Origin of the sequence: Thermoanaerobacter sp. X514 (genome assembly GCF_000019065.1) — a bacterium.
In the GTDB taxonomy this organism is placed as follows: Bacteria; Bacillota; Thermoanaerobacteria; order Thermoanaerobacterales; family Thermoanaerobacteraceae; genus Thermoanaerobacter; species Thermoanaerobacter pseudethanolicus.
Window position 1 is genome coordinate 1,421,012 of sequence record NC_010320.1, and the last position, 26,050, is coordinate 1,447,061.

The 26,050-nt window shown below is 35.2% G+C and carries 30 protein-coding genes, 1 pseudogene and 2 riboswitches; of the genes and pseudogenes, 29 read left to right on the plus strand and 2 right to left on the minus strand.

The window, feature by feature from the left end:
- Positions 1 to 94: 94 nt before the first annotated feature.
- From TETH514_RS12330 to TETH514_RS07080, 23 genes and pseudogenes are all read left to right on the plus strand, one after another.
- Positions 95 to 199: pseudogene (locus tag TETH514_RS12330) on the plus strand (Lin0512 family protein); the annotation flags it as partial.
- A 167-nt stretch (positions 200 to 366) separates the two neighbouring features.
- Positions 367 to 2,166, plus strand: coding sequence for an aldehyde ferredoxin oxidoreductase family protein (locus TETH514_RS06980; protein WP_009052265.1), 1,800 nt, complete (start codon positions 367 to 369; stop codon positions 2,164 to 2,166).
- Between the two features lie 83 nt (positions 2,167 to 2,249).
- On the plus strand, positions 2,250 to 3,287 hold the full coding sequence (locus tag TETH514_RS06985; protein WP_003868639.1) for a tungsten cofactor oxidoreductase radical SAM maturase: 1,038 nt from the start codon (positions 2,250 to 2,252) through the stop codon (positions 3,285 to 3,287).
- A gap of 16 nt (positions 3,288 to 3,303) precedes the next feature.
- On the plus strand, positions 3,304 to 3,525 hold the full coding sequence (locus TETH514_RS06990; RefSeq protein ID WP_003868640.1) for a MoaD/ThiS family protein: 222 nt from the start codon (positions 3,304 to 3,306) through the stop codon (positions 3,523 to 3,525).
- 17 nt (positions 3,526 to 3,542) lie between these two features.
- The gene (locus tag TETH514_RS06995) at positions 3,543 to 4,220 is read left to right on the plus strand and encodes a HesA/MoeB/ThiF family protein (RefSeq protein WP_003868641.1); all 678 of its coding nucleotides are present in this window, start codon (positions 3,543 to 3,545) and stop codon (positions 4,218 to 4,220) included.
- 45 nt (positions 4,221 to 4,265) lie between these two features.
- Positions 4,266 to 4,383: riboswitch (molybdenum cofactor riboswitch) on the plus strand.
- Positions 4,384 to 5,006: 623 nt separating this feature from the next.
- Positions 5,007 to 5,699, plus strand: a complete 693-nt coding sequence (gene mobB / locus TETH514_RS07000) for a molybdopterin-guanine dinucleotide biosynthesis protein B (protein WP_003868642.1) — start codon at positions 5,007 to 5,009, stop codon at positions 5,697 to 5,699.
- A 215-nt stretch (positions 5,700 to 5,914) separates the two neighbouring features.
- Positions 5,915 to 6,038, plus strand: a riboswitch (molybdenum cofactor riboswitch).
- A gap of 201 nt (positions 6,039 to 6,239) precedes the next feature.
- A complete protein-coding gene (locus TETH514_RS07005; RefSeq protein WP_009052266.1) occupies positions 6,240 to 7,124 on the plus strand; it encodes a substrate-binding domain-containing protein in 885 nt (294 codons plus the stop codon).
- A gap of 14 nt (positions 7,125 to 7,138) precedes the next feature.
- On the plus strand, positions 7,139 to 7,837 hold the full coding sequence (locus TETH514_RS07010) for an ABC transporter permease (RefSeq protein ID WP_003868644.1): 699 nt from the start codon (positions 7,139 to 7,141) through the stop codon (positions 7,835 to 7,837).
- 50 nt (positions 7,838 to 7,887) lie between these two features.
- The gene (locus TETH514_RS07015) at positions 7,888 to 8,649 is read left to right on the plus strand and encodes an energy-coupling factor ABC transporter ATP-binding protein (RefSeq protein ID WP_009052267.1); all 762 of its coding nucleotides are present in this window, start codon (positions 7,888 to 7,890) and stop codon (positions 8,647 to 8,649) included.
- Positions 8,650 to 8,834: 185 nt separating this feature from the next.
- Positions 8,835 to 9,332, plus strand: coding sequence for a molybdenum cofactor biosynthesis protein B (locus TETH514_RS07020; protein ID WP_009052268.1), 498 nt, complete (start codon positions 8,835 to 8,837; stop codon positions 9,330 to 9,332).
- Between the two features lies 1 nt (position 9,333).
- On the plus strand, positions 9,334 to 10,557 hold the full coding sequence (glp, locus tag TETH514_RS07025) for a gephyrin-like molybdotransferase Glp (RefSeq protein ID WP_009052269.1): 1,224 nt from the start codon (positions 9,334 to 9,336) through the stop codon (positions 10,555 to 10,557).
- A 9-nt stretch (positions 10,558 to 10,566) separates the two neighbouring features.
- On the plus strand, positions 10,567 to 12,474 hold the full coding sequence (locus TETH514_RS07030; protein ID WP_009052270.1) for a molybdopterin biosynthesis protein: 1,908 nt from the start codon (positions 10,567 to 10,569) through the stop codon (positions 12,472 to 12,474).
- 12 nt (positions 12,475 to 12,486) lie between these two features.
- A complete protein-coding gene (gene moaA, locus TETH514_RS07035) occupies positions 12,487 to 13,440 on the plus strand; it encodes a GTP 3',8-cyclase MoaA (protein WP_009052271.1) in 954 nt (317 codons plus the stop codon).
- A gap of 3 nt (positions 13,441 to 13,443) precedes the next feature.
- A complete protein-coding gene (moaC, locus tag TETH514_RS07040; RefSeq protein WP_009052272.1) occupies positions 13,444 to 13,920 on the plus strand; it encodes a cyclic pyranopterin monophosphate synthase MoaC in 477 nt (158 codons plus the stop codon).
- Positions 13,921 to 13,922: 2 nt separating this feature from the next.
- On the plus strand, positions 13,923 to 14,363 hold the full coding sequence (locus TETH514_RS07045) for an MOSC domain-containing protein (protein WP_003868651.1): 441 nt from the start codon (positions 13,923 to 13,925) through the stop codon (positions 14,361 to 14,363).
- Positions 14,364 to 14,619: 256 nt separating this feature from the next.
- On the plus strand, positions 14,620 to 15,036 hold the full coding sequence (gene modA, locus TETH514_RS07050; protein ID WP_232195799.1) for a molybdate ABC transporter substrate-binding protein: 417 nt from the start codon (positions 14,620 to 14,622) through the stop codon (positions 15,034 to 15,036).
- Positions 15,037 to 15,198: 162 nt separating this feature from the next.
- Positions 15,199 to 15,801 (plus strand): ABC transporter permease, encoded by a 603-nt coding sequence (locus tag TETH514_RS07055; RefSeq protein ID WP_003868653.1) that lies wholly within the window; start codon positions 15,199 to 15,201, stop codon positions 15,799 to 15,801.
- Positions 15,780 to 15,965, plus strand: a complete 186-nt coding sequence (locus TETH514_RS13040; protein WP_003868654.1) for an ATP-binding cassette domain-containing protein — start codon at positions 15,780 to 15,782, stop codon at positions 15,963 to 15,965. The genes TETH514_RS07055 and TETH514_RS13040 overlap by 22 nt, the downstream gene beginning before the upstream one ends.
- 104 nt (positions 15,966 to 16,069) lie before the next feature.
- Positions 16,070 to 16,303, plus strand: coding sequence for an ATP-binding cassette domain-containing protein (locus tag TETH514_RS13045; protein WP_342897040.1), 234 nt, complete (start codon positions 16,070 to 16,072; stop codon positions 16,301 to 16,303).
- Between the two features lie 206 nt (positions 16,304 to 16,509).
- A complete protein-coding gene (locus TETH514_RS07065) occupies positions 16,510 to 16,968 on the plus strand; it encodes a hypothetical protein (protein WP_003868655.1) in 459 nt (152 codons plus the stop codon).
- A gap of 81 nt (positions 16,969 to 17,049) precedes the next feature.
- Positions 17,050 to 17,427: a helix-turn-helix domain-containing protein gene (locus TETH514_RS07070; protein WP_012268702.1), complete on the plus strand. Its 378-nt coding sequence runs from the start codon at positions 17,050 to 17,052 to the stop codon at positions 17,425 to 17,427.
- A 154-nt stretch (positions 17,428 to 17,581) separates the two neighbouring features.
- Positions 17,582 to 18,172 (plus strand): alpha/beta fold hydrolase, encoded by a 591-nt coding sequence (locus TETH514_RS07075; RefSeq protein WP_009052273.1) that lies wholly within the window; start codon positions 17,582 to 17,584, stop codon positions 18,170 to 18,172.
- Positions 18,173 to 18,290: 118 nt separating this feature from the next.
- Entirely contained in the window at positions 18,291 to 18,506 is a 216-nt protein-coding gene (locus TETH514_RS07080) for an ATP-binding protein (protein ID WP_003868791.1), read from the plus strand.
- A gap of 311 nt (positions 18,507 to 18,817) precedes the next feature.
- On the opposite strand, the gene TETH514_RS07085 is transcribed toward TETH514_RS07080, so the two are convergent.
- Positions 18,818 to 20,050, minus strand: coding sequence for a M48 family metallopeptidase (locus tag TETH514_RS07085; RefSeq protein WP_009052274.1), 1,233 nt, complete (start codon positions 20,048 to 20,050; stop codon positions 18,818 to 18,820).
- Between the two features lie 146 nt (positions 20,051 to 20,196).
- On the opposite strand from TETH514_RS07085, the gene TETH514_RS07090 reads away from it, so the two are divergent.
- The 4 genes from TETH514_RS07090 (at position 20,197) to TETH514_RS07105 (ending at position 24,477) form a co-directional block, all read left to right on the plus strand.
- A complete protein-coding gene (locus tag TETH514_RS07090) occupies positions 20,197 to 21,885 on the plus strand; it encodes a B12-binding domain-containing radical SAM protein (protein WP_003868822.1) in 1,689 nt (562 codons plus the stop codon).
- Positions 21,886 to 21,949: 64 nt separating this feature from the next.
- On the plus strand, positions 21,950 to 22,681 hold the full coding sequence (locus TETH514_RS07095) for a glycerophosphodiester phosphodiesterase (RefSeq protein WP_003868821.1): 732 nt from the start codon (positions 21,950 to 21,952) through the stop codon (positions 22,679 to 22,681).
- 1 nt (position 22,682) lies between these two features.
- Entirely contained in the window at positions 22,683 to 23,888 is a 1,206-nt protein-coding gene (locus TETH514_RS07100; RefSeq protein WP_009052275.1) for an MFS transporter, read from the plus strand.
- A gap of 64 nt (positions 23,889 to 23,952) precedes the next feature.
- Complete coding sequence (locus tag TETH514_RS07105; RefSeq protein WP_009052276.1) at positions 23,953 to 24,477, plus strand: O-acetyl-ADP-ribose deacetylase; 525 nt, start codon at positions 23,953 to 23,955, stop codon at positions 24,475 to 24,477.
- Positions 24,478 to 24,514: 37 nt separating this feature from the next.
- On the opposite strand, the gene TETH514_RS07110 is transcribed toward TETH514_RS07105, so the two are convergent.
- On the minus strand, positions 24,515 to 25,324 hold the full coding sequence (locus TETH514_RS07110; protein ID WP_009052277.1) for an undecaprenyl-diphosphate phosphatase: 810 nt from the start codon (positions 25,322 to 25,324) through the stop codon (positions 24,515 to 24,517).
- Positions 25,325 to 25,470: 146 nt separating this feature from the next.
- On the opposite strand from TETH514_RS07110, the gene TETH514_RS07115 reads away from it, so the two are divergent.
- Together TETH514_RS07115 and sspI are read left to right on the plus strand one after the other, a co-directional pair.
- Positions 25,471 to 25,740: a pro-sigmaK processing inhibitor BofA family protein gene (locus tag TETH514_RS07115; protein ID WP_009052278.1), complete on the plus strand. Its 270-nt coding sequence runs from the start codon at positions 25,471 to 25,473 to the stop codon at positions 25,738 to 25,740.
- Positions 25,741 to 25,826: 86 nt separating this feature from the next.
- Positions 25,827 to 26,027 (plus strand): small acid-soluble spore protein SspI, encoded by a 201-nt coding sequence (gene sspI / locus TETH514_RS07120; protein ID WP_003868635.1) that lies wholly within the window; start codon positions 25,827 to 25,829, stop codon positions 26,025 to 26,027.
- Positions 26,028 to 26,050 lie beyond the last annotated feature (23 nt).

Consider the following 26,050-nt stretch of genomic DNA (forward strand, 5'->3'; position numbering starts at 1 on the left):
ATAAAAGATAATAGAGGGAGCATTCCTGTAATGAATAAAAAATAAGGGAGAATGGACTTTGAAAAAATAAGTACCTCCTGATAAAATACAAAGTATGATATTTATTAAAAGATATGTAGTGGAGTTTGGATATGGAGTAGATTTACATGGACAGGATGTCAATAAAGCTGCTCAAAAAGCAGTAAAGGATGCTATATCTCATAAGGCATGGTCATTTAATAGCAAAAGGTGGAAACCTTAAGTACATGATGGCTGAACTGTTTGGAAAAGAAACGGGTATGAAAAAGTTAATATTGTTGAAAGGGTAATAGCAGCTGCGCAATATATCAATATATCTAATAAAATTCAATAGGGGGGTGGTTTCTTGTGTTTGGGTATGCCGGCAAGATATTGAGAGTTAACTTAACAGAAAGGAAATTCAAATTTGAAGATCTTAATTTAGAACTTGCAAAGAAATACATAGGCGGAAGAGGGCTTGCAAGCAAGATATTTATGGATGAAGTTGATCCAAATGTTGAACCCCTAAGTCCAGAAAATAAGTTAATAATTGCAACAGGACCACTTACAGGAACACCAGTTCCAACTGGTGGAAGATACATGGTAATCACTAAATCACCGTTAACAGGAACTATTGCATGTTCAAATTCAGGTGGATATTTTGGTGCAGAATTAAAGGCAGCAGGGCTTGATATGATTATTTTTGAAGGAAAGGCAGAAAGCCCAGTTTATGTTGCAATTGAAGATGATAAAGTTGAAATCAGAGATGCATCACATCTATGGGGAAAGCTTGTTTCTGAAACAACCGATGAACTTAAAAAAGAATATGGTGATAAATCAAAGGTTCTTTGCATAGGACCTGCGGGTGAAAAGCTTTCTAGGATTGCAGCGGTTATGAATGACTATGATAGAGCAGCAGGACGTTCTGGTGTTGGTGCTGTTATGGGGTCTAAGAACGTGAAGGCGATAGTTGTAAAGGGTTCCAAAGGGATTAAATTATACGATAAAGAGAAGGTTAGAGAAGTTGCTAGAAATAAAACAAAGATGCTTCGCGAAAATGGAGTTACGGGTGAAGGGCTACCAACTTATGGAACGGCAGTTCTTGTCAATATAATCAATGAACACGGAATTTTTCCAGTTGCTAATTTCCAAAGGGCCTATACAGAACATGCTGATAAAATAAGCGGAGAAACTATGACAAGGGAAATACTTGTGAGAAAGAATCCTTGTTATGGGTGTCCAATAGCTTGTGGAAGATGGATAAGATTAAAGGATGGCCGTGAGGTAGGAGGTCCTGAATACGAAACTCTCTGGGCATTTGGTGCAGACTGTGAGGTTTATGATATAAACGCTATAGCTGAAGCAAATTATTGGTGCAATGAATATGGTCTTGATACTATTTCAACTGGAGCTACTATTGCAGCTGCTATGGAATTATATGAAAAGGGATATATAAAGGATGATGAAATAGAAAAAGATGGATATTCCTTAAAATTTGGTGATGCAGAAGCTGTTGTTGGATGGGTTAAAAAGATAGGTGCAAGGGAAGGATTTGGAGATAAGATGGCAGAAGGTTCATATAGACTTTGCGAAAGCTATGGTGTGCCAGAACTTTCGATGTCAGTTAAAAAACAAGAACTTCCCGCTTACGACCCAAGAGGAGCTCAAGGACATGGACTTGAATATGCGACTTCTAACAGAGGTGGTTGTCATGTAAGAGGATATATGATATCTCCTGAAATATTAGGTATACCTCAAAAGCTTGATAGATTTTCTCTTGAGGGAAAAGCTGAATGGGTTAAAACATTCCAAGATTTAACTGCTGTTATAGATTCGCTGGGACTGTGCCTATTTACATCTTTTGCCCTTGGTGCTCAAGATTACGTTGACCTTGTAAATGCAGTTTGCGGAACTGATTATACTGCAGAAACATTATTAGAGGTAGGCTCAAGGATATACACATTAGAAAGGCTGTTTAATTTGAAGGCAGGAATCGATCCAAAAGAGGATAAACTGCCAAAGAGACTTTTAGAAGAGCCTATTCCTGAAGGCCCATCTAAAGGACATGTTCATAAATTATCAGAACTGTTACCAAAGTATTATGAGGTAAGAGGATGGGACGATAATGGATATCCAACGAAAGAAACTTTACAAAAATTGGGAATTTGAAAAATTATTAAGGCCCGTAAAAGGCTAATGCCTTTTAGGGCCCTTGTATATATATTAAAAATCAATAGCATGGAGGATAATATGTGAGCTTCAAAAAATTATACATTGAGTTGACAGATAAGTGCAATTTAAACTGCAAGATGTGTTATAGACGCTCATGGGCTGAAAAACCAAAGGATATGGAGAAAAAGGTTCTATATAAGATACATAGTGAAGTTGTAAATAAAAAATTAAATGAAATCGTCCTTGGTGGCATTGGCGAACCAACGTATTCACCCCTTATATATGATGCTATCTCATTATTTTCAAGCTTTAATTTAACAATTACAACTAACGGAACGCTTCTTGATGATAAGTTAAAAAGTCTTATTGTTGATAATGTAAATAAAATCGTTGTTTCTATTGATGGACTTGAGGATAAATATAAAGATATTAGAGGATTTAATTTAAAAGAAGTTTTAGAGAACTTGAAGGATATATATTTGATAAAAAGAAAGAATAATAAAGAATATCCGCACGTTGTAATTCAATTTGTTGCATCAAAAGATAATATAGAAGATATTTTTAGTGTATTGGATATAGCAGAGACGGTAAGTGCATACCAAGTTATTATTTCAAATGTCATTCCTCAAACTGAAGATTATAAAGATAAAATATTATATACGAGGTATGAAAATAAATTTTTAAAGGATTTATTTGAAAGACTAAGAATACATTCGTTTAGAAAAGGCATAAATCTTACTCTGCCGAATATTGAACTAAAAACGGAACGATATTGTAATTTTATTGAGGAAGAAGCAGTAGTTGTTGGCTCTGATGGATATGTTTATCCGTGCTATAGGTTTTCCCATACTACTACTGAGTATGTTTTCGGAAGAAAAAAGAAGGTTTTTAAACACTCATTTGGAAATATATTGGAAAAAAGCTTAGATGATATTTATGAAAGCAATGAATATAAAAATTTTAGAGCGAGAGTTTATAATAATAGATATCCTTCGTGCCTCGATTGCGATCTCGTTGATGGGTGTGATTTCGTTAGAACTTCCGAATATGACTGTTATGCTATAAAACCTTCATGTGCAGATTGCCTTTGGAGTAGAAGGTTTGCTATATGTCCTTAATTGAAGGGGTGATATATTGATTAAAGTAAAATTATTTGCAACCTTTAGAGAAGGAAGACAAAAGGAAGTAAATTTTGATTACTTTGAAGGAATTACCGGAAGGTTTATAATAAACAAACTTAACATAAAAGAAAAGGATGTAGCAATATTTTTAGTAAATGGACTTGATGGGAAGCTTGATGATCCTCTTAGTGATGGAGATGTGATTTCCCTTTTTCCACCTGTTGGTGGTGGTTGAGGGAAAGGAGTGTCTTTATGGGAAGATACGACAGAAATATGAATATGCTATCTAAGGAAGAAAATGAAAAACTAAAGGACTTCAGGGTTTGTGTATTGGGATGTGGAGGATTGGGTGGGTATGCTATTGAAATGCTTGGTAGATTAGGTATAGGATATATAACTGCAGTTGATAAGGATGTTTTTGAGGAAACGAATTTAAACCGCCAGATTTTAAGTGATATGAATTCATTGGGTAAAAGTAAAGCATTAATGGCGGTGGAAAGAATGAAACTTGTCAACCCAGAAGTTTTTGTAAATGCTATTGTAGATGAATTTAATTTTGAAAATGGAAAAGATATCATAAAAGGACATGATATTGTAATCGATGCTCTTGATAATATTGAGGGAAAGCTTACTTTACAGGATATCTGCGAGGAGCTTGGCATTCCATTTGTTCATGGTGCTATTGCGGGCTGGTATGGGCAGGTTACTACAGTTTTTCCTGGCGATAAGACGCTTAAGTTTTTGTATAAAAAAGAAATGAGGAAGGGAATTGAAAAAGAACTTGGCAATCCTTCGTTCACTCCTGCTCTTGTTGCTTCCATTCAAGTTAGTGAAGCACTAAAAGTTTTGATAGGAAGAGGAGAAGTATTAAGACGTAAGGTGTTATTTATAAATACCTTTGAGCAAGAATATGAGATTATAGTTCTTTGAAATTGGTGTACTATTGTAACGAAAGGACGAAATAAACTTAATATTTTATTACTTATTCTCCGAGTCTATAATCCTAAGGCAAGAGCTATGGATTATAGGCCGATAGGGTAGTGCTGGAAACGGTGCTGCCTCCCGCCTGGAAAGGAGAATAGGAAGGCTGCTATTCTCCTTTCGCATACTAAAACGAAAGGAGTTTTTTTATGAAGGTTCTTTGTCAATAGTTGGGGTGGGTATTTTTTCTGAATGTTGTTATTGTAGGTCCTAAGAGTGATCCTGCAAAGGTACATCAAGCGGGTTCCCGCGGCGAGGGCTAAAGGTGGCTTGTTTCCGAAGGTAATATGAGGTTTCAAATGCTTGTAGAAGAGCTGTGAGAAACCTGAACTTGCGAGAATGTTTTATAATAGTAAAAGTGGCTTTCTACAGATTTAGAGCATAGTCGCAGAAAGGGCAACGATAAGTATGATGATTTTTTAGGAGAGGGCTTTTCAGGTGCCCACTTATGTTTATACACTTTACGTTGTAGCTTCTGGTAGTCCTCAAGGTCTTTGCCGAAACTGCGCAAAAAGAGAGGAGGAGTGCTGCATACAGGACATTCATCGACATCTACTTCAGGAGGCTTAATGTGCCTGACATTCGACAACTACCAACTTCGACTCCAAGGGGAGGGAATCTTTCTTTTTTCTCAAATTTTCTCAAATCTTTTGGTATCAAATGTTGTAAGGTTTGATAGCCCTTAAAGGAGGAAGCATATCTGACAAACTGTCAATACCCTAGGAGGTATTAAAATTGAAGATAATAGGTGTTATAGGAACAAAAGATACAGGTAAAACCACTCTTGTAACAAAAATTGTTAGAAAATTAGTGGATGAGGGGTACAGGGTTGCCACCCTGAAACACACCCATACAGGCTTTGATTTTGCAGATAAAGACACTGGTAAACACAGAGAAGCAGGGGCAGAGCTTGTAGTCGGTAGTGGAGAAGAAACCTTTTTTCTTCTTGGTAGGAAAATGGTGCTTGATGAACTTGTAGGTACTATCCAGCTTCTTGGGGATTTCGATTTCCTGGTTATCGAGGGTTTTAAAGAGATGCCCCATGCAAACATTTCTACTTCCACTGAAAATGAATTCACGATAAGAAAGGTGGATCCATTCTCCCTTAAGGAGGAAGAATTGGATGAACTCATTGAAGTCATAAAGAACAGAAGTTACTGTTTGCTGCAGGGGCTTAACTGTAAAAAGTGTGGTTTTGAATCATGCAGGGACTTTGCAATGGCAAAGGTCCAGGGAGCTGCAGATGATATAAACTGTAAGAGCCAGCCAAAAAGGGCTCTTCTGAGAATAAATGGTCACCCGGTACCTATGAATCCATTTGTACAGGAATTTATATCAAAAACAGTTCTTGGTATGATCGATGCACTTGACATGAAAAACCACGAAATTGAGAAGGTTGAGTTAATTATAAGAAATAATTATGAATAATGCACCATAAACGCATAGATGAATTGAAATTATTAGTTTAGGATAATTACCACAGACTTAAGGATCTTATGACAGGAAGAGTAATGTGAAGTGTTATTAGTCTTTTTAACCAATGCTGGTGTTCTTACTATAAATAATGTTGGGGTGGACAAAAATTATGTATCTAAGATCGCTTGACGAAGCTAATTAATCGAGATAAAAAAATTATTAAAGTAAGGAGAATAACTCTCCGAGCCTTTATGTCTAAGGGGCGAAGAGCCCTATGAGATAAAGGCCGATAGGGTATTGATGGAAACATCAATGCCTCCCGTGTTGGAAAGGAGAGGCAATGCATTTGCATTTATGCAAAGCAAGAATGCGTAAGGTAAAGTAATTGTGTCCTTGCTTTGCGAAAACGATGCAGTGCCTTCTCCGGAAGGCATTTTTTTGTACCTTTGTTAGGGACTAATTTCAATGGTAAAAGCTAAAGAATGGAATCTTTCCAGTTTTAATGGGTAAGGTTTAAACAAAAACTAATAGTGATGATGGAGGATGAATACCATGGCAAGAATATCAAAGAAGTTTTTGATGATCCTTTTATATTCTATTTTGTTGTTTAGTTTATTTTCTCTGAACGGTTGTACAGGTTCTAAAACTTCAGAGAAGATTTCCCCAGGTAATCGAGATGTAATTTTGGCGACAACAACAAGCACGCAGGATAGTGGGCTTTTGGATTACCTTTTACCGATCTTTGAGAAAGAAACAGGATACAAAGTAAAAGTGGTTGCCGTGGGGACAGGACAGGCTTTGGAGATGGGAAAAAGGGGGGAAGCAGATGTTCTTCTTACACATGCTCCTGCGGCAGAGAAAGAACTTGTGGACAACAAGGATGTTATAAACTATCAGTTGGTAATGCACAATGATTTCATTGTGGTTGGTCCTTCAGAGGATCCAGCGCAAGTTAAGAATGCGGTTTCAGTAGAAGCAGCCTTTCAGGCGATTGCTGAAAAAGGTGTACCGTTTGTTTCGAGGGGTGATGATTCGGGTACACACAAAAAGGAATTGAGTTTATGGAAAGCAGCAGGGATTGATCCCAAGGGAAAGTCGTGGTATATAGAAAGCGGCACAGGAATGGGACAAACGCTCCTTATTGCTAACGAAAAACGGGCGTATACACTAACTGATCGGGGAACATACCTTGCATACCGCGATAAATTAGATCTTACCATTGTTCGAGAAGGAGATAAGGGTCTTCTTAATATTTATCACGTCATGCAGGTTAACCCCGAGAAACATCCTGGGAAACACATAAACAGCGATGGAGCCAAAGCTTTTGTGGAGTTTATGATTTCGCCCAGAACGCAGGAACTTATTGGCAAATTTGGGGTAGACAAATACGGAGTGCCGCTCTTTTTCCCCGATGCCCAAAAAGGGGAAGTAGAATAAGGAGTTGAATAAAAGTGGAACTTATTTGGGAAGGCCTGAAAGGAGCATTCAAATTTCTTTTTCATGGGGATCCAGAAATCAGAGAAATTACTCTTCTTTCTCTTAGGATTGCTGCGTGGGCTATAGGGATAAGTTCAGCCATTGGCCTTCCACTTGGGATTGCACTTGGAGTAAGCACGTTCCGTGGCAGGGATTTTCTTCTGACTTTAGCCAATACCGGCATGGGACTTCCACCGACAGTTGTGGGGCTTTGGGTAGCTATTGTGCTATGGCGTACCGGCCCTTTAGGAGGACTAAAGCTGATTTATACTCCTACTGCCATCATCATTGCTGAAGTAATTCTTACCGTGCCTATTATTATAGCTTTGGTAGCTGCAGCTGCGTCGGATAAAAAAGCTAAATTACACGATTTTTTTCTTTCTTTAGGGTTGAACCCTCTTCAATATATGTGGCTTTTACTTCGGGAAATTCGTAGCTCAGTTTTAACAGCAATCATTGCCGGTTTTGGACGTGCAATTTCGGAGGTAGGAGCAGCAATGATGGTAGGAGGGAACATCGCTGGGGAAACCCGCACGCTTACCACCGCTATTGTTCTTGAAGTATCTAAGGGTGAGTTTGACCGCGCGTTAGCGATAAGTTTTGTACTTCTTGCCTTATCGTTTTCTATTACTGCCTTTATTACCCATCTTCAGTATCAACAAAACTTAAAGTAGAAGCGGGAAAAACAAGAAATAATTAGATTAAAGAAAGGAGGTAGAGGAGTATGAATTATATGTTTGAACGCAAAGCTACCGATTTTCGGGATATAGAGAATCAAACGCCGGTTATTATAGCCGAAGATATTAGTGTACGGCGCAATGAACGCTTTATCCTGCGAAACATAAGCCTCGTTTTGCATCAAGGGGAACGTTTGGGACTTGCGGGTCCCAATGGTTCAGGAAAAAGTACGCTCCTTAAAGTCTTATCCTTACTAATTCCACCGTCTTCTGGGAGGCTTACAGTTCTTGGCTTTATAGGAGACGGGCGGTCTTCAGTGACTGTTCGCCGAAAGATGTCTATCGTCTTTCAACAACCGACGACGCTCACAGGGAGTGTTTTGCAAAACGTGAGTATTCCCCTGCGCATGCGAGGACTTTCTGCCCGAGAGGCAACCAAGCGGGCATATGAGTGGCTTAAGTGTTTTGATTTAGAAAAGCTTGCTTTTCAGCGGATACATACACTTTCTGGGGGAGAACTTGCACGTCTTCAGCTAGCAAGGGCGTTTGCTATGGAACCGGAAATTTTGTTCCTTGATGAACCTTTTGCAGCAGTGGATGCTACTTCACGGAGTCCACTAAAGGCCCTTCTTCGGGAGATTCTGGCAAAAAACAAGGTTTCACTGCTTCTTATTAGTCATGATTTTCGTGACCTTCTCGATCTTACTGAGCGCACGCTGGTTCTTTTGGATGGGCACATTGTTGCACAAGGTAAAACCCAAACTTTGCGCATACAATCTCCACTCGTGCGTGAGATTTTTCCGGAGTAAAGTTTTTCGGGATACAAAGGTTGCTCAATATGTCTCTACTCTATACCATACTTATTTAAGCAGTTTGCGAAAAAAGTTTTTTATTTCAAGTAGAAGGAATACTAATTACTATACTTTTATTATAAATGAAGGCAGGATAAAAAAATAAATTAGTGGGGGAAAGCAAGAAAGGGGATGATAAATTAATGATTAAAGTTGCTATTTTGACTGTTAGTGACAAGGGTTTTAGAGGAGAGAGAATTGACACAACATCATCTGCTATAAAAGAAGTTTTAGATCCAGCGATATATTCTATTGAAGAAATAAGAATCGTTCCAGATGAAATAGAAGATATAAAACGTGAACTAGTAAGATTTTGTGATGAATTAAAAGTTGACCTTGTTTTGACAAATGGAGGAACTGGATTTTCAAAGAGGGACGTAACACCAGAAGCAACGATGGCTGTGGTTGAGAAATTGGTTCCTGGAATTCCAGAAGCAATGAGGGCAAAGTCTTTAGAAATAACTCCACATGCTATGCTATCCCGCGCTGTTGCAGGAATTAGAAAGAGCACTTTAATCATAAATCTTCCAGGAAGCCCTAAGGGGGCTGTTGAAAACTTAAATGTTGTTTTACCTGCTCTTAAGCATGGAATTGAGATTTTAAAGGGTGAAGCTTCAGAATGTGCAAGAAAGGACGATTAAAATGGAACTTTTAAAACTTGTTACAGTAAAAGAGGCAAAGGAGATAATAGAAAAAAATATTAGTTTTAAACCTGGCATAGAGAAAATAAGTATTTTAAATTCGTTAGGAAGAATTTTAGCAGAAGACATATATGCACCGGAAAATGTTCCCGATTTTAGAAAATCAACCGTTGATGGATATGCTGTGATTTCGAGTGATGTTTTTGGAGCGAGTGAGAGTTTACCTGCAATTTTAAAGCTTGTTGGAGAAGTCAAGATAGGAACGGAACCAACCCTGGATATAATGCCAGGAGAGTGCATGTATGTTCCAACAGGGGGTATGCTTCCTAAAAGTGCCGATACTGTTGTTATGATTGAATACACAGAAAAACTTGATGATGAAACTATTTTAGTCAATAAACCAGCTGCGCCCTTTCAAAACATAATTGAAATTGGAGAAGATGTAAAAAAAGGTGAACTCATTTTAAAAAAAGGCACAAAATTGAGACCCTACGAAATAGGGGTTTTATCAAGTCTTGGAATATTAGAGGTGGAGGTTTATAAAAAAGTAAAGGTTGGAATTATTTCCACAGGCGATGAGATAGTGGACCCTAAGGAGAAAATTAATAAAGGACAGGTCAGGGACATAAATAGCTATCTGTTATACTCTCTGTGTCTTGAAGAAGGAGCAGAGCCTATTCTATACGGCATTGTTAAAGATGATTATGAAAAATTAAGAGAGAAATTGCAAGCGGCAATAAGTGAATGCGATTTGGTTTTGATGTCGGGTGGCAGTTCAGCCGGCAACAAAGATGAAACTCTCAGGGTTATAAGTTCATTTGAAAATTCGAATATTTTTATTCATGGAGTTGCTATACGACCTGGGAAACCTACGATTGTTGGAAAAGTAGGTGATAAATTCATATTTGGACTTCCAGGGCATCCACTGGCCTGTGCGGTAATATTTAAAACCCTTGTTATTCACTATTTGGACAGGATAAGGAATTTTGAAAGAGAAGAATATCCGGTTGAGTGCAGGTTTGCCGTAAACTATCATAAGGCTGAGGGTAGAGCAGAATTTTTACCTGTTAGTATAAAAGAAGTGGAAGGAAAATTAATTGCGTATCCCACTTATTATGAATCAGGACTTATATCTCGTTTTGCAAAATCCTTTGGATATGTTTACATCGAAAAAGAATTAGAGGGCATATCTGAAGGACAAATAGTTAAAGTTTATAAATTTTAGGAGGGTGCTATGAGGCAAAATATCTATCTTTCAAATATAAGCTTGAATGAGGCAATAAATATTTTTCTTGAAAAAATAAAAGATTTTAAGGTTGAAACAGAATATGTAAAAACTTATGAAGCAAATGGTAGAATTACAGCAAAACCTATATTTGCCAAAATTTCATCGCCCTTTTACAACAGTTCTGCTGTTGACGGGATTGCAACAGTAGCAAAAAAGACATTTACTGCAACAGACAAAAATCCTGTAAGGCTTAAAGAAGGAGTTGATTATGTAGTTATTGATACAGGTGATCCTATTCCAGATGAATATGATTGCGTAATTATGGTTGAAGATTTAATTTGGGTATCTCAAGATGAGGTTGAGATAATAAAGCCTGCTATTCCATGGCAAAATATACGACAAATTGGTGAGGATATAGTAGAAGGACAACTTATACTTCCTCAAAGCCATAGAATAAGACCTGTTGATATTGGTGCTTTGATTGCAGGAGGAGTATTTGAAGTTGAAGTTTATAAAAAGCCTAAAGTTGCAATCATTCCAACAGGAACAGAGCTAGTAGAACCAGGGGAAGAACTTAAAGTTGGAGATATAATAGAATTTAACTCGAGAGTTTTTGCCGCGCAGGTTGAAGAATACGGCGGAATTCCAACAAGATTTGATATTGCAAAAGATGATTTTGAGAAATTGAAAGCTGCTGTTGATAAAGCTTCAAAGGAATACGACATTATCCTATTAAATGCTGGTTCATCTGCAGGACGTGAGGATTATTCTAAAAAGGTTATTGAAACCTTAGGTGAAGTCTATATTCATGGAATTGCTATAAAACCTGGAAAGCCAGTTATACTAGGAAAGGTAAACAATAAGCCTATTGTTGGAATACCAGGTTTTCCTGTTTCAGCTTATTTTATAATGGAAAACATAGTTAAGAAGCTTATCAACTTTGTTCAAGGATATGATATAAAGGATAAGAGATATATAGAAGCAACTCTTTCAAAAAGAATTATGTCATCTTCAAAATATCTTGAGTTTGTAAGAGTAAAACTTGGTTTTATAGACGGTAAATACATCGCAGCGCCAATTGAACGGGGAGCAGGTACTACAATGAGCCTTGTAAGGGCTGATGGGGTTTTGGAAATACCTGAGGAGCTTGAGGGTTATGAAAAAGGGACAAGGGTTAATGTAAACATATTAAAAAGCGAAGACGAGATTAAAAATACAATTCTTTGTATAGGAAGCCACGATTTGATACTTGATATTGCAGCAGATCTTCTTGCCAAAAGAGGAAAATTCACGCTATCTTCAGCCCATGTCGGAAGCATTGGGGGAATACTCTCATTGAAGGATAGGGAAACACATTTTGCAACAATTCACCTTCTTGATGTGGAAACGGGTGAGTATAATAAATCTTATGTGAAAAGATATATTCCAAACAGAAAAATTGCCCTTATAAAATTTGTAAAAAGAATTCAGGGGCTTATGGTTAAAAAAGGTAATCCACTAGAGATTAATTCTTTGGAGGATATTGTAAAAAAAGGTGCAAGGTTTGTGAACAGGCAAAAGGGATCTGGTACAAGGATTTTGCTTGATTATGAATTAAAAAGATTGGGTATAAATCCCAAAGACATCATAGGTTATGATAGGGAAGAATATACTCATATTTCGGTTGCAGCACAAATAGCTAAAGGAAATGCAGATGCTGGACTTGGGGTATTTTCTGCTGCTAAGATTATGGACCTTGATTTTATTCCGATAGCAAATGAAGAGTATGACATTGCAATTCCCGTTGAGTACTTAGAACTTGAAGGGGTAAAGCAGTTTTTGGAGGTTATAAATTCAGAAGAATTTAAAAATGAGCTTGATAAGCTTGGAGGGTATGACTATAGCAATTTAGGAGAAATTATCATTATCGAGTAAAGGAGAATTTTTATGAGAGATAGGTTAGGAAGAAATGTTGATTATTTAAGAGTTTCTGTTACGGATAGATGTAACTTAAGGTGCATTTATTGTATGCCGGAGGAGGGAATACCCAAAAAAGATCATAATGAGATTCTAAGGAACGAAGAGATTTTAAAAATAATTAGGATTTCAGCAGAACTTGGCATTAAAAAGGTAAGGTTTACAGGAGGCGAGCCACTTGTAAGGAAGGGAATTGAGAACATAATTTATGAAACATCAAAAATAAAAGGCATTGAAGACATTGCACTTACAACTAATGGAACAAAACTTTATGAAATGGCAGATACTTTAAAAGAAGCAGGACTTAAAAGAGTTAACATAAGCCTTGATAGTCTTAAAAAAGATCGATACCGTATGATTACAAGGCTTGGGAATATTGATGATGTATTTAGGGCTATTGACAAAAGTTTATCTATTGGACTTGAACCTGTAAAAATTAATACGGTTGTAATAAAAGGTATAAATGACGATGAAATTTTTGATTTTGTGAAGCTTGCCGATGAAAACCCGCTTCACATCCGATTTATTGAAATAATGCCGATAGGTGAAGGAGCAAAATTCAAAGATAACTATATATCGTCGGATGATTTAATAAGTAGCATTCCCGGACTGACTCCGGTTGAAACAGAACCGGGTAACACTGCAAGGGTTTTTAAAAGAAAAGGAGCAAAGGGAACGGTTGGTTTTATTACACCTTTGTCATGTAAATTTTGTTCAAGTTGTAATAGGATTAGACTTACTGCAGCTGGAACTATAAAACCTTGTCTGCATTCAAAATATGAAGTAGATATTAAAAGTTTTTTAAATGATGAAGACAAGATAAGAGCAATGCTGGAACATGCAATCTTAAGTAAGCCGGCAGGGCATAATCTTGAAAAGGAAATAAGCCAGAATCAAAAAATGATGTTTCAAATAGGAGGATAGTATATGAATTTAACACACATTAATGAAGAAGGTAGAGCAAGAATGGTCGATGTTAGCGATAAAGATGAGACAAAAAGGGAAGCTGTTGCAATAGGAAGCATTTATATGAAAAGTGAAACTTTAAGAAGAATACATGAAGGAACTATTAAAAAAGGAGATGTCCTAGCAGTTGCACAGGTTGCTGGTATTATGGCTGCGAAAAATACATCTCATATGATTCCAATGTGTCATCCTATCATGATAACCGGGTGTGATATTAGTTTTAGTTTGGATTTTGAAAATTCAAAGATTGACATTAAAGCGGTAGTTAAAACTGTTGGACAAACAGGGGTTGAGATGGAGGCATTGACTGCAGTTACGGTTGCAGCTCTTACGATTTATGATATGTGTAAAGCAATAGATAGAGACATGGTTATAAGCGAAATAATGCTTGTGAAAAAAAGTGGTGGAAAATCAGGCCTTTATGAAAGGGAGGTTTAATAATGGCAAAGGTGGTGTCAGTTAATATTAGCGAAAAGAAAGGAACTGTAAAAAAGCCTATAGAAAAGGGATATTTTAGAGAAAACCACGGGCTTGAAGGAGATGCTCATGCTGGAAGGGGACACAGGCAGGTCAGTCTTCTTGCAGAGGAGAGTATAGAAAAAATGAAAGCAAAAGGCATTTGGGATTTGGCTGCAGGAAAATTTGCAGAAAATATAACAACGGAAGGAATTGAACTTCACACTTTGCCGGTAGGGACAAAACTTAAAATAGGAGAAGAGGTTATTCTTGAAATATCTCAAATAGGGAAAAAATGTCACGAAGCTTGTGAGATCAGAAAGATTACAGGCGATTGTATAATGCCAAAAGAAGGTGTATTTGCAAGGGTGTTAAAAAGCGGGTTTATAAAGCCCGGAGATGAAATTATAGTTATAAATGGATAAAATTACTGTAACTCCGAGAGATAATTTTTGTCTTTTAAAAATTTTAAATTATATGTCAAGGAGATAAGCAGCAAATATGGCAGGTATGTATATAAAAGGAAGCTATTACTCTCAACAAAAATGATGAAGAAATTATGAAAAGTTTAAAGTGTTATAAATGAAAAGGAATGTTTGGTTATTGGCGATTTTTGCATTGTTAATGTTCCTTACCAATGGATGCGTTAATGCGGGCAAGAGTTCAAAAGAGACTCCAAAAATGAAAAGTGCAAGTTACACAGGACAAAAACTTTACATTTATGCACCAACATCACTTAAAAAACCTATGGATGAAGTTATTTTTAGCTTTGAAAAGAAAACAGGAGCTAAAGTAATACCAAATTATGGAGCTTCCGGTGAACTTTACTCTCAGATAAAAAGTGGACAGCCTTGCGATATTTATTTTTCTGCTGATTGGCTTTATGTTGATAAACTAAAAAGTGATGATATGCTAAAAACTTCTCAGAAATTCTTGGAAGATGTTGTAGTGCTTATAGTTTCAGAAAAAGGCAAGAACAAGGTTCAAAAAGTGGATGATTTGTTAAAACCGAATGTAGTAGTGGGAGTGGCTGATCCTAAAGCTCCTATCGGTGTTTATACCGAAACAGCACTTAAGAAAAATGAAATTGTGGGATAAATTAATTTTGTCGGGAAATCTTAAAGCTCGACCTGCAACTGTTAATCAGGTTGCGATGATGGTTAAAAATGTTGAGCTTGATGCCGGTTTTGTTTACTCAAGTGTAGCTAGCGTTAAGAACACTTTTGTAATTGCTTTTTTTGCTTCAATTTTAGCACCTTTTTGGCTTTGGGATTTGGATATTACCATCTTTTTTCTAAGAATTCTTTTATATATCGTTTTGCCAATCTTATAAATGATTTGCCTGTTGCTGTGCTCCATACAGTAGCCGGAGCTGCTCTGCTTTTGGCATTTGGACGCAATGTTTTGGGATTTATCAGCAATACTGGTCTTGCTTTCATGATGATTTCGGTTGTATTAGCTATGTTTTTTGTATCATATCTATTAGCTGCAAGAGCAATAGCAAGTGGAGCAGATCAAATAGAACCAGAACTAGTAGACGTAGCGCGCACCTTGTGGGATATACTCTTCAAAGTTTACTTGCGAATTATCCTTCCTCTTTTGAAAGAGGCTATATTTTCAGGACTAGTACTTACCTTTGCTCATTCTTTAAGTGAGTTTCCTGCTGTAATTATGTTTGGTGGAAATATTCCAGGTGTTACTCAAGTTTTAGCTTCTCATGTATTTACTAAAATTGAGGAGGGCGAACTTGATATGGCTGTGACAGCTAGCGCTTTTTGTGCCGTAATATCCCTAATACTTGTTGGATTGCTTAATTTAATAAAGAAGGAGGAGTATCAAAAATGCTTGAAATTATTGAGATGACTAAAAGTTTTAAAGAACGAAAAGTGCTAAAAGATGTGACATTCAAAATATCTTCTGAAATTAAAGTAATAATAGGATTGAATGGAAGTGGTAAATCTACATTGCTTAGAATCATAGCTGGAATAATAAAACCTGATAAAGGGCGAATAATTATTAACGGCTAAGATGTAACCATGCTGCCGCCCGAACACAGAAAGGTAGGATATGTGCCGCAGCGCACAGCCCTTTTTTTGGTCATCTGACAGTAAAAGATAATATCATATATCCATTGAAAAATGGACGAGGATCTAAGGAAACAGCAGAAAGAATGATTGAGATATTGGGGCTAAAAGACTATTTGTATTATAAGCCACGACAACTTAGTGGAGGGTATAAAATGCGAGTTTCGTTAGCTCGAGCTTTAGTATATGAGCCGCAAATTATGCTTCTGGACGAACCTTTTAGTGAAATTGATGCTGTGCAGCTAAAGAAAAGCTTTTACCTGAGTTTTATAGACTGCTGAAAAGCAGAAATATACCGTTACACATGATATCCATGAGGCAGGGTTAATAGGAGACAGCTTTGCAGTTGTGAATGATGGAGAGCTTATTCATATTGATTCAGCATCTAAAGCCTTTGAGCTTATAGAAGATAAGGTTTTTCAAAAATCATATTTTTCAGGACACGGCAAAAAATGATCTATATGAACATGAGAGAGGAGGCAGAAATATGGAAGGAATAGTTTTGTCGATAAATATAAGTGAAAAAAAGGGTGAGCCTAAAACACCTATATCAGAAGGTTTTTTTAGGAAGGATTTTGGGCTTGAAGGTGATGGACACGCAGGTGTAGATATATACCGGCAAGTAACATTTTTGGATATAGAGACTATTGAGGAAATGAAAGTTTTAGGAATAGAAGGTTTAAAACCTGGTATGATTGCCGAAAATATTACAACTAAAAACATAAAACTTTACCGATTTCCTATTGGTACAAAAATAAAAGTTGGAGAAGTGTTTTTGGAGATTACAATGATAGGGAAGAAATGCGAAAAGCCAGAAAATTGTTCATTGAAAATAGAAGTAGATAAATGTTTAGCAAAATCGCGTATAGTTTTTGCAAAAGTTATAGAAAGTGGAAAAATAAAAGTGGGCGATATAATTAAAGTGCTAGACTATAAAGATGAGTAGAATGGAAGATACTCAGATTAATGTAAAAAGTATACATTTCTCTAAGACTTTTAATTTTTAATATAGTTAAAAAAGGGTTCTTTGTCAAGAGTTGGGGCAGATATTTGTCCGTGTCAAGATTTTGTAGGTAAAAATTTTTTTAATTATAAATTGCAATATAGAGAATTGCAGAATGCCATTGACAGAGCCTATTACCTGGCAGAAGGCGAAATAATCACTGAAGATTATTTTCCCGAGAATATAGAGAGAAAAAATTGTGAGGAAGACATAAATGTGACTGCAGTACTTCCTTTTGATGTTATTGAGGAGAAGAATATAAAAGAAGCATTAAGGCTTGCAAAGGGCGACGTTGTCAAAGCGGCTAAGATGCTAAATTTAAGCAGAGCGACTATTTACAGAAAAATAAAGAAATACAAAGTAAATTTGAAAGAACTTTCATCTCTAGTTGAGACAAAATAGTTTAAGTCTCAAAATGAGACGCAATATATGTCTCATTTTGAGACTGTTACTTTTATGTCCCCTAGGATTATGGGGGTTTTTATTTTGGCATAAAACTTGCATAAATACTGAGTATGAGGCAAAAACTACTTAAGTAAAAATGGAGGTGATTTAAATGGTTATAAAAGGTGAGTATGTAAATATAAAAGGCAGTAAAATTCATTATTTAGAAATAGATAAAGAGAGTAGCAAAGATACAGTGATATTATTGCATGGCAAAAGATACAATGCTTATGATTGGATAAATTCAGGGATAGCTGAAAATTTATCTAATCAAGGATTTAAGGTGATATGCTTTGAGTTTCCCGGATATGGTTCTTCCGAAGAGTGCGAGTTAGAAAAGGAAGAGGTTTTATTAGAATTTGTAAAAAAATTAAATATATCTTCTTTTCACCTTGTAGCTCCCTCTTTTAGTGGGGAGATATCTATAAAATTTGCTCTCAAATATGGCGATATGCTTAAAAGCTTGACAATTGTAGATAGCATAAATGTAGATAAATACAAAGAAAAATTAAATGAAATATATGTAAAAACATTGATTGTATGGGGGAAGAAAGATGAAATTGCACCCTATGAATTTGCGGAAATATTGAAAAATAATATTAAAAACAGTACATTGTTTGTGTTTGAAAATTTGGGACATACCTGCTATTTTGATGATGCAAAAAAGTTCTCTGAGGTGTTGATAAATTTTATAAGAGCATAAATTAAAGGGGCTGTCTTTAGGATGGCCTTTTTTTATGTTGACAAATACAAAATTTCGTGTATAATGTATACATGATACCCCTAAACAGAGGGGGAGTATTTTTAATGGAGGTAGAATTATGAGAGTAGCAAGAATCGATGAAAATATATGCGACAGGTCACCTTTTTGTCCAGCAGCAATGAGCTGCAGATTTAAGGCTTTTAAAGTTACGTTTGGAGGGTCATTTAGGATAAACATAAGCATCGATGAAGAAAAGTGCACAGGGTGTGGTGTTTGTACGAGATATTGTCCTCATGGAGCAATTGAGCTTGTTGAAAAAGAAAAAGCTTCATAAAAATAAGGCACAAACAAGTGCCTTATTTCAGACTGTAGACAAACTCTTTATGATATGTTGGCATTTTGCATAAGTGTAGCGACTTGATAGAGCAGTAACTAAACTTAGCGAGGCTGAGAGGCGAAAGCGGGGCCGAAGCCAAGGATGGCGGAGGCGGGCACTAAGTCAAGGATGACGAATGTGCCCGGAACCCCGCTTGAGCCCGAGGACGAGCGCTAGTTTAGTCTGCGATATCACCGGAGCAAACGATGCAAAATGCCAACAAAAATAGAACTTTGTCAACAAACTGAGATAAGGCACACTTAAGTGCCTTATTTTACATTTGCCTTTTCTACTAATTTAATCCTATGCATTGTAGAAGGATGAGAATAAGAAAACCATTCTATAAAAGGCGGCGGAGCTACATCCAATAAACTTTTTTTAGCAAGGTCAATCTGAAGTTTTATTACAAGTTTTTTGTCGCGAAGGTACTCTACAGATAGTAAATCTGCTTGTTTTTCCATCTGCCTTGATATGTAATTTTGTATTGGACTTGTGTCAAAATTTATAAGTAGTATAAACAAATATATCATCGCTAAAACAGCAGGAGTCATTCTTTTACCATAAGGGAGAAATAGGCTTGAGTGAATTAAAATATTAAGAAAATAAAGGCCTATTACAAGTCCTACTATGCCTATTAACATACTTTTTAATACGTGATTTTCTTTCCAATGACCTGCTTCATGAGCTATAACTGCCTTTATTTCATCCTCTGGATAATTTTTTAATAATGTATCATACAATACAATCCTACTTGTCTTTCCAAATCCATAAAAGTAGGCATTGGCAAGAGTAGTCCTTTTACTTGCATCCATTTCTTGAATCTTATCTATTTTTATTCCCGCATTTTTTGATATTTCCTTTACCATGTTTATTATTTTTTGGTCTTTGATTGGGGTGAATTTATTAAATAAAGGTGCTATAAAAGTAGGATAGACGTAAATTTGCACAAACATAATTATCGTCAAAAAGACTGCAGCACTTACCCACCAGTTATTAGGCCATTTATTTAGAGCCACAAATAAGAGCAATACTCCCATTGACGAAAAAACAAAGTCTAAAGCCGCACTTTTAAAATAATCACTCCACCAAGAAGCCATTGTCTGTACAGAAAAACCCCATTCAACTTGAACAGAATGGCTTAAAAGGCTAAAGGGTAGAGATATTAACCTTAAAATTACCCATAAGGCAATGAAATATAAAAAGACATTCACATAGTATTTACCTGAAGCTAATTTTTCAGTATAATATGAAAGCTTGATAGCATTATTCCCAAATACAAACCATATCAAAAAAGCTGCTTTTGTCAAAAAAGAAGTTATGTAAATCAATCGATTTATTCTGTGATACTTTTGCGCTTTTGATATTTCTAAAGGAGAAAAATATTTGTAGACTTCACGAGGTATATTTCCTGGAAATAATGTATAATAAAGGTATAAAGCAGAAAATATTGTGGTAATTAATATAAGTGTCAGCCACAATTTATTGAATTTTATAAAAGACATAGTCTTCAATCCTTTCACAAAGTTTTACCTAACAATATTATATCTCATTAGAGGAAAAAATAGTTTTGCAAATAAAATTATTTGCTTTTTTGTATAAATACTTATATTATATATTTGTAAAATGTAGTAAAATGCGAGGGATATATATGAAAACACTTCTTGTAGGAATCAATGCAAAATATTATCACACCAATCTTGCTATAAGAAATATAAGAAAGTTTTGTCATCCTTATGATATAGAAATTTTTGAGACTACTATAAATGACAGTACAGATTTTATGCTAGAAAGTGTTGTAGAAAAGGAACCAGACGTAGTAGGTATATCTTGTTACATATGGAATATAGAAATAGCATTAAATTTGGCTGAAAATATAAAAAAAATACTTCCGAAAGTAATATTGGTTTTGGGGGGACCTGAGGCTTCTTATGATGTAGATAATCTTTTGTCAAAAGGCTTTATAGATTACATAGTTTTAGGGGAAGGGGAAATTGCTTTTAAAGAATTATTGGAAGCGTTAGAAGGAAAAAGGGATATAAAAGAAGTTGCAGGAATTAGCTATAAGGTTGATGGGCAAATAGTAATTCAACCACAAAAAGATTATGTCAACTTAAATGAAGTTCCCATATCTTATGAGGAAGAGGAAGATTTGAGCAATAAGCTTGTGTATTATGAGACCTCAAGAGGTTGTCCTTTTAAATGTGCTTATTGTCTTTCTTCTATTGACAATAAATTGAGATATGAAAGCCTTGAAAAAGTCGAAGGGGATTTGAAGTGGTTTGTAGATAAAAATGTGAAAATATTAAAACTTATTGATAGGTCTTTTAATTCAAATAGAAAGAGAGCAAGAGAGATTTTAAATATTATGAAAAAAATAGGTGGAGATACTGTATTTCACTGCGAAGTTAACCCTGAGCTTGTGGATAAAGAGTTTATAGAAGAATTAAAAGGGTTGGAAAAAAGAATACAGTTTGAAGTAGGAGTTCAGACTACAAATAAGAATAGCTTAAAAAAAATATCTCGTATTACTGCAGTTGAAAAAGCCTTGAGAGGAATAAAACTGCTTAGAGAAGCGGGAATAAAACTGCATGTAGATTTGATAGCGGGACTTCCTGAAGATAGTTTTGAAACTTTTAGTAAAGCTTTTGATGATGTGTATAATTTAAAACCTGATGAAATACAGTTGGGATTTTTAAAAGTATTAAAAGGTACTCCTTTAATGAGAAAAGTGGAGGAGTTTAAAATAGTTTATGATAATAAGCCCCCCTATGAGATCTTGTATACAAAGGATGTTAGTTATCAAGAGTTAGTCATTTTAAAAGGTATAGCATTCCTTTTGAACAAATACTATAATTCCGGAAAATTTAAAAAAACTCTTGAATATTTGGAGAATAAATTTGAAAGGCCATTTGACTTTTATCTTGAATTTTATAAGTACTGGAAGGAAAACGAGCTATTATATAAAAATCATTCATTAAAAGCCTTATACGATATTTTATATAAATTTTCTATTGAAACACTCGATGTTGATGAGGATTTAATAAAAGACGTTATAAAATTTGATTTTTTGTATTTTAATGCTGCCAAAGATTTACCTGATTGTGTAAAAGAAAAATATGAGAAAGGTCAAGAGATTTTTAAAAAGTATATTAAAGATGAAAATTGGTTAAAAGAAAATCTTCCACAAGCTGTTGGACTTTCCAGCCTTGAATTGTCAAAAAAAATAGTTTATGAATTTTTTAAACACGATGTGACAGCAGATTTTAAAAAAGAAAATTTAATAATAATTTTCCTTCATGGAAAAGAACAAACTTATTATGCAAAATTAATTTTGTGAATTTGTTTTTAAAGGTAAATGTGATAAAATTTGTATAGTAATTGAAAAATGAGGAGGCATATTTATGAAACCTTTAGTAATCGCCCATAGAGGAGATTCAAGAAATGCTCCAGAAAACACATTAGCATCTTTTAAAAGTGCTTTAGAAATGGGAGCTGACGGTATTGAATTGGACGTGCAGCTTACTAAAGATGGACAACTAGTAGTTATTCACGATGAAAGGGTAGACAGGACTACAGACGGAATTGGCTTTGTTAAAGATTTTACTTTAAAAGAGCTTAAGAGGTTAGATGCTGGCATAAAATTTGACAAGAAGTTTGCAGGTGAGAGAATACCAAGTCTTTATGAAGTTTTTGAACTCATTGGACATAAAAATTTTATTGTAAATATAGAGATAAAAAGTGGAATTGTACTTTATCCAGGAATTGAAGAAAAGCTTATCAAAGCGATAGAAGATTATGACTTTGAGGATAGAGTAGTTATTTCTTCTTTTAACCATTATAGCTTAAGGGATGTAAAGAGAATGGCACCGGAGCTTAAAATTGGGCTTCTTTATCAATGTGGGCTTGTAGAACCATGGCACATGGCAATACGAATGAAAGCGTATTCTCTGCATCCTTTTTATTTTAATATAATACCTGAATTAGTAGAGGGATGTAAAAAGAATAATATAAAATTATTTCCTTGGACTGTTGATAGGAAAGAAGACATGGAAATGATGATAAAAGCAGGTGTTGATGCGATTATCACTGACGACCCACAAACTTTGATAAATCTTTTAGAGAAGGGAGAATAATATGTCCTCGCGATTGAATTATTTGAAGATATTTAATTTAGGCCTTGGTTTTATGGTAATTTCCATGATTTGGGCAGCATATAATGCCTATATGCCCATTTTTCTTGGTAATTTTACAAAAAGCAATACTTTAATTGGGTTTGTAATGAGTTGGGACAACATTGCTAACCTTTTTATACTTCCATTTTTTGGAGCTTTAAGCGATAATACGCGAACAAGAATAGGCAGGCGAATGCCATATATACTTGTAAGCATGCCTCTTGCTGGCGTTTTATATGCTTTGCTTCCACTTCAGACAAAACTTTTATCGCTTCTCGTTATAGATTTGTTGTTTAATATTGTTGTAGCTACGTATAGGACTCCTATGGTAGCTTTAATGCCAGATATTGTAGAAGAAGAGCACAGAAGCAAAGCTAATGGAGTCATAAATTTTATGGGAGGATTAGGTTCATTAATAATATTTTTTATTGGATCTCAGCTTTATAAAATAAACAAAGCATATCCCTTCTTTTTGTCAGGGATTTTATCATTAATTATACCTATAGTTTTATTTTTAACAATTAAAGAACCTAAAATAGTTGTTAATGAGGAAAAAAAAGAAAAACAGAGTATTTTAAAGGCACTTGCTACTGTGGTAAAAGATCAAAATAAAGCACCCTTTTATACTCTCCTGTCAATTTTTATGACAATTGCAGGTTTTTCTGCAGTTGAAACTTTTTTCACAAGGTATTGCAAAATAGCTTTAAGGATAGACGAAAGTGTTTCTTCTTTTGCAATGGGTTTTTACGCTTTGGCATTTTTAGTTTTTGCTTTACCTGCTGGATTTATAGCTACAAAAATAGGAAAAAGAAAAACTATGATGATTGGAGCTTTTGGACAAGGAATTTTATTTTTAATATTTATGATAGTACGTGATTTTAGGACAATCCAAATTTTGATGCCTTTTGCTGGAATGTTTAATGCTTTATTTACAATAAATTCTTATCCTCTTGTAGTGAGCTATACTTCAGCTGAAAAAATAGGAACATATACAGGGCTTTATTATTTCTTTTCATCCCTGGCAGCAATAGTTACTCCTTCCTCTTTTGGAGCTATTATGGATTTTATAGGATTTAACAAGTTATTTTTAGCAGCGTCTATATGTTTATTTATATCTTTTGCTTTTCTATGGATAATTGGTGAAAAATATGAAAACACAATGTTGTGAAAATATAGCTTTTTTGTGGTATAATCTTAATTGAAAATAAAAATAAAAATTATAGGGTGATGAAATGAAAGAAAAGATAAAATTAATAAAGGGGAATATTGTGGATCAAGAAGTAGATGCTATTGTAAATGCTGCAAATTCTTCTTTATCTGGAGGTGGTGGAGTAGACGGAGCTATTCATAGAGCGGGTGGCCCTTCTATCGCTGAGGAGTGCAGAGTTATAAGAGAAAAACAAGGGGGTTGTCCTACAGGTCATGCGGTTATAACTGGAGCAGGTAATTTAAAGGCTAAATATGTGATTCACGCTGTAGGACCTATTTGGAGAGGTGGCAATCATAATGAAGATAATTTATTAGCAAGTGCTTACATAGAAAGCCTCAAATTGGCGGATGAATATAATGTAAAAACTATAGCTTTTCCTTCTATAAGCACAGGAGCTTATGGTTTTCCTATAGAAAGAGCGGCAAAAATAGCTTTAAGAGTAGTATCTGATTATCTTGAAGGTAGCGATATAAAAGAAGTGAGATTTATACTTTTTAGTGATAAAGACTATGAAGTGTATTCAAAAGCTTATGAGGAACTGACTTAAAGAGAGATAGACCCTCAATACGGGCCTATCTCTCGATTTATTTTACTATTTTTTCTGCCACAAGTAATATCATCAATACACCTACAGCTAGTCTATAATAAGCAAAAGGTTTTAAAGAATGCCTGGTAAGATAAGGTAAGAATTTATCGACGACAAATAAAGCTGTTAAGAATGACGTGATAAAGCCTACTGCCAGGGCTTGCCATTCCAATAAAGACATGGCGCTAAAGCCCTTCAAAAGAGAAAGAGTCGTTGCAGCAAACATTGTAGGTATTGCTAAAAAGAAGGAAAATTCCGCTGCAGCTTTAACTGACAATCCTGCGAGCATACCTCCCATTATAGTAGACGCCGACCGTGACATTCCTGGAAACAGGGACATAACTTGTGCTATACCTATTAACAAAGATTTTTTTGTATCTACTTTGTCCATGTTGTCAATTTTATATCTTTTTCCGAAAGTATCTTCTATGACTATCATCATTATTGCACCTGCGATGAGGGCAATTGCTACAGTGAAGGGCGAAAATAAATGCTCTTCAATGTATTTGTGAGTAAGTAGTCCTATGACAGCTGCTGGTATAAAGGCTATAAAGATTTTGAACCACAAATTAAATCCCCAACTTCCGGGTTTCAAATTTTTAAGAGAAGCAAATATTTTTTTTCTGTAGTAGAATACAACTGCCAAAATAGCACCCAACTGAATGACGATTTCAAACATGGTGGCGAAGTTGCCTGTAAAATGTATAAATTTTCCTACGATGATAAGATGTCCCGTGGAAGAAATAGGTAAAAATTCAGTTAATCCTTCTACTATTCCCATTATAAAAGCTTTGATTAATAGTTCCATTATCATACCCCTTTGTCTTAAATTTTGTAACCTCTATTATTTTATATGATTAATAAAGACTAATCAATCAAAAAAATGTAAATTTAAATTTATTTTTAATTTGCAAAATATGATATAATGTAATCAAGATATGCGAGGTGATTTGCATGGTGATGGAAGGGACTTTTTCGTTTATTGTTGCTATTTTAATATTAGTTTTTATTTTATGGCTTTTAGGTAAGTCTCTGAGATTGATGTTAAAGTTTGTACTAAATGCCTTAGTGGGTTTTGTGATGCTTTTATTTTTTAATTTTTTTGGTGTTCTATTTGGGGTTTACTTGCCTGTCAATATAATTACCTCTTTTATTACAGGAGTTTTTGGGATAGTTGGTATAGTAATTTTGTTAATTCTTAAATATTTATTCCATGCCATTTAGGTTTAAGTTCCTTTTTAGGAACTTTTTTGTTTATTATTTTTTGTTTTGGGTATTATATTAGTGAATCTTACAATTGGAGGTATGTTATGGACATAAAAAAAGCTGTGCTTGACAACTTAAAAGGAAGAACAAAAGAGGAAATCAAAGGGTTTATACAGGAGGTTGTTGACAGCAAAGAGGAAAATGCAATACCAGGATTGGGGGTGATTTTTGAGGCGACGTGGGAAAAGTTGAGCAATGAGGAGAAAGACAGTATGATGAATTTGATAATGAGGGGAATATCTTAAAAGCCGAGGTTTAGTCCTCGGCT

What these genes read in the sequence shown, in the direction of transcription:
- TETH514_RS07105 (WP_009052276.1), top strand. Translation starts at nt 23,953, where the DNA reads ATGAAAGAAAAGATAAAATTAATAAAGGGGAATATTGTGGATCAAGAA.
- TETH514_RS07065 (WP_003868655.1), top strand. Translation starts at nt 16,510, where the DNA reads ATGGAAGGAATAGTTTTGTCGATAAATATAAGTGAAAAAAAGGGTGAG.
- glp (WP_009052269.1), top strand. Translation starts at nt 9,334, where the DNA reads ATGGAACTTTTAAAACTTGTTACAGTAAAAGAGGCAAAGGAGATAATA.
- TETH514_RS07030 (WP_009052270.1), top strand. Translation starts at nt 10,567, where the DNA reads ATGAGGCAAAATATCTATCTTTCAAATATAAGCTTGAATGAGGCAATA.
- TETH514_RS06995 (WP_003868641.1), top strand. Translation starts at nt 3,543, where the DNA reads ATGGGAAGATACGACAGAAATATGAATATGCTATCTAAGGAAGAAAAT.
- sspI (WP_003868635.1), top strand. Translation starts at nt 25,827, where the DNA reads ATGGACATAAAAAAAGCTGTGCTTGACAACTTAAAAGGAAGAACAAAA.
- TETH514_RS07045 (WP_003868651.1), top strand. Translation starts at nt 13,923, where the DNA reads ATGGCAAAGGTGGTGTCAGTTAATATTAGCGAAAAGAAAGGAACTGTA.
- moaC (WP_009052272.1), top strand. Translation starts at nt 13,444, where the DNA reads ATGAATTTAACACACATTAATGAAGAAGGTAGAGCAAGAATGGTCGAT.
- TETH514_RS07005 (WP_009052266.1), top strand. Translation starts at nt 6,240, where the DNA reads ATGGCAAGAATATCAAAGAAGTTTTTGATGATCCTTTTATATTCTATT.
- TETH514_RS07115 (WP_009052278.1), top strand. Translation starts at nt 25,471, where the DNA reads ATGGTGATGGAAGGGACTTTTTCGTTTATTGTTGCTATTTTAATATTA.
- moaA (WP_009052271.1), top strand. Translation starts at nt 12,487, where the DNA reads ATGAGAGATAGGTTAGGAAGAAATGTTGATTATTTAAGAGTTTCTGTT.
- TETH514_RS07100 (WP_009052275.1), top strand. Translation starts at nt 22,683, where the DNA reads ATGTCCTCGCGATTGAATTATTTGAAGATATTTAATTTAGGCCTTGGT.
- TETH514_RS07085 (WP_009052274.1), bottom strand. Translation starts at nt 20,050, where the DNA reads ATGTCTTTTATAAAATTCAATAAATTGTGGCTGACACTTATATTAATT.
- TETH514_RS07080 (WP_003868791.1), top strand. Translation starts at nt 18,291, where the DNA reads ATGAGAGTAGCAAGAATCGATGAAAATATATGCGACAGGTCACCTTTT.
- TETH514_RS13040 (WP_003868654.1), top strand. Translation starts at nt 15,780, where the DNA reads ATGCTTGAAATTATTGAGATGACTAAAAGTTTTAAAGAACGAAAAGTG.
- TETH514_RS07095 (WP_003868821.1), top strand. Translation starts at nt 21,950, where the DNA reads ATGAAACCTTTAGTAATCGCCCATAGAGGAGATTCAAGAAATGCTCCA.
- TETH514_RS07020 (WP_009052268.1), top strand. Translation starts at nt 8,835, where the DNA reads ATGATTAAAGTTGCTATTTTGACTGTTAGTGACAAGGGTTTTAGAGGA.
- TETH514_RS07075 (WP_009052273.1), top strand. Translation starts at nt 17,582, where the DNA reads ATGGTTATAAAAGGTGAGTATGTAAATATAAAAGGCAGTAAAATTCAT.
- TETH514_RS07015 (WP_009052267.1), top strand. Translation starts at nt 7,888, where the DNA reads ATGAATTATATGTTTGAACGCAAAGCTACCGATTTTCGGGATATAGAG.
- modA (WP_232195799.1), top strand. Translation starts at nt 14,620, where the DNA reads ATGAAAAGTGCAAGTTACACAGGACAAAAACTTTACATTTATGCACCA.
- TETH514_RS07110 (WP_009052277.1), bottom strand. Translation starts at nt 25,324, where the DNA reads ATGGAACTATTAATCAAAGCTTTTATAATGGGAATAGTAGAAGGATTA.
- TETH514_RS07090 (WP_003868822.1), top strand. Translation starts at nt 20,197, where the DNA reads ATGAAAACACTTCTTGTAGGAATCAATGCAAAATATTATCACACCAAT.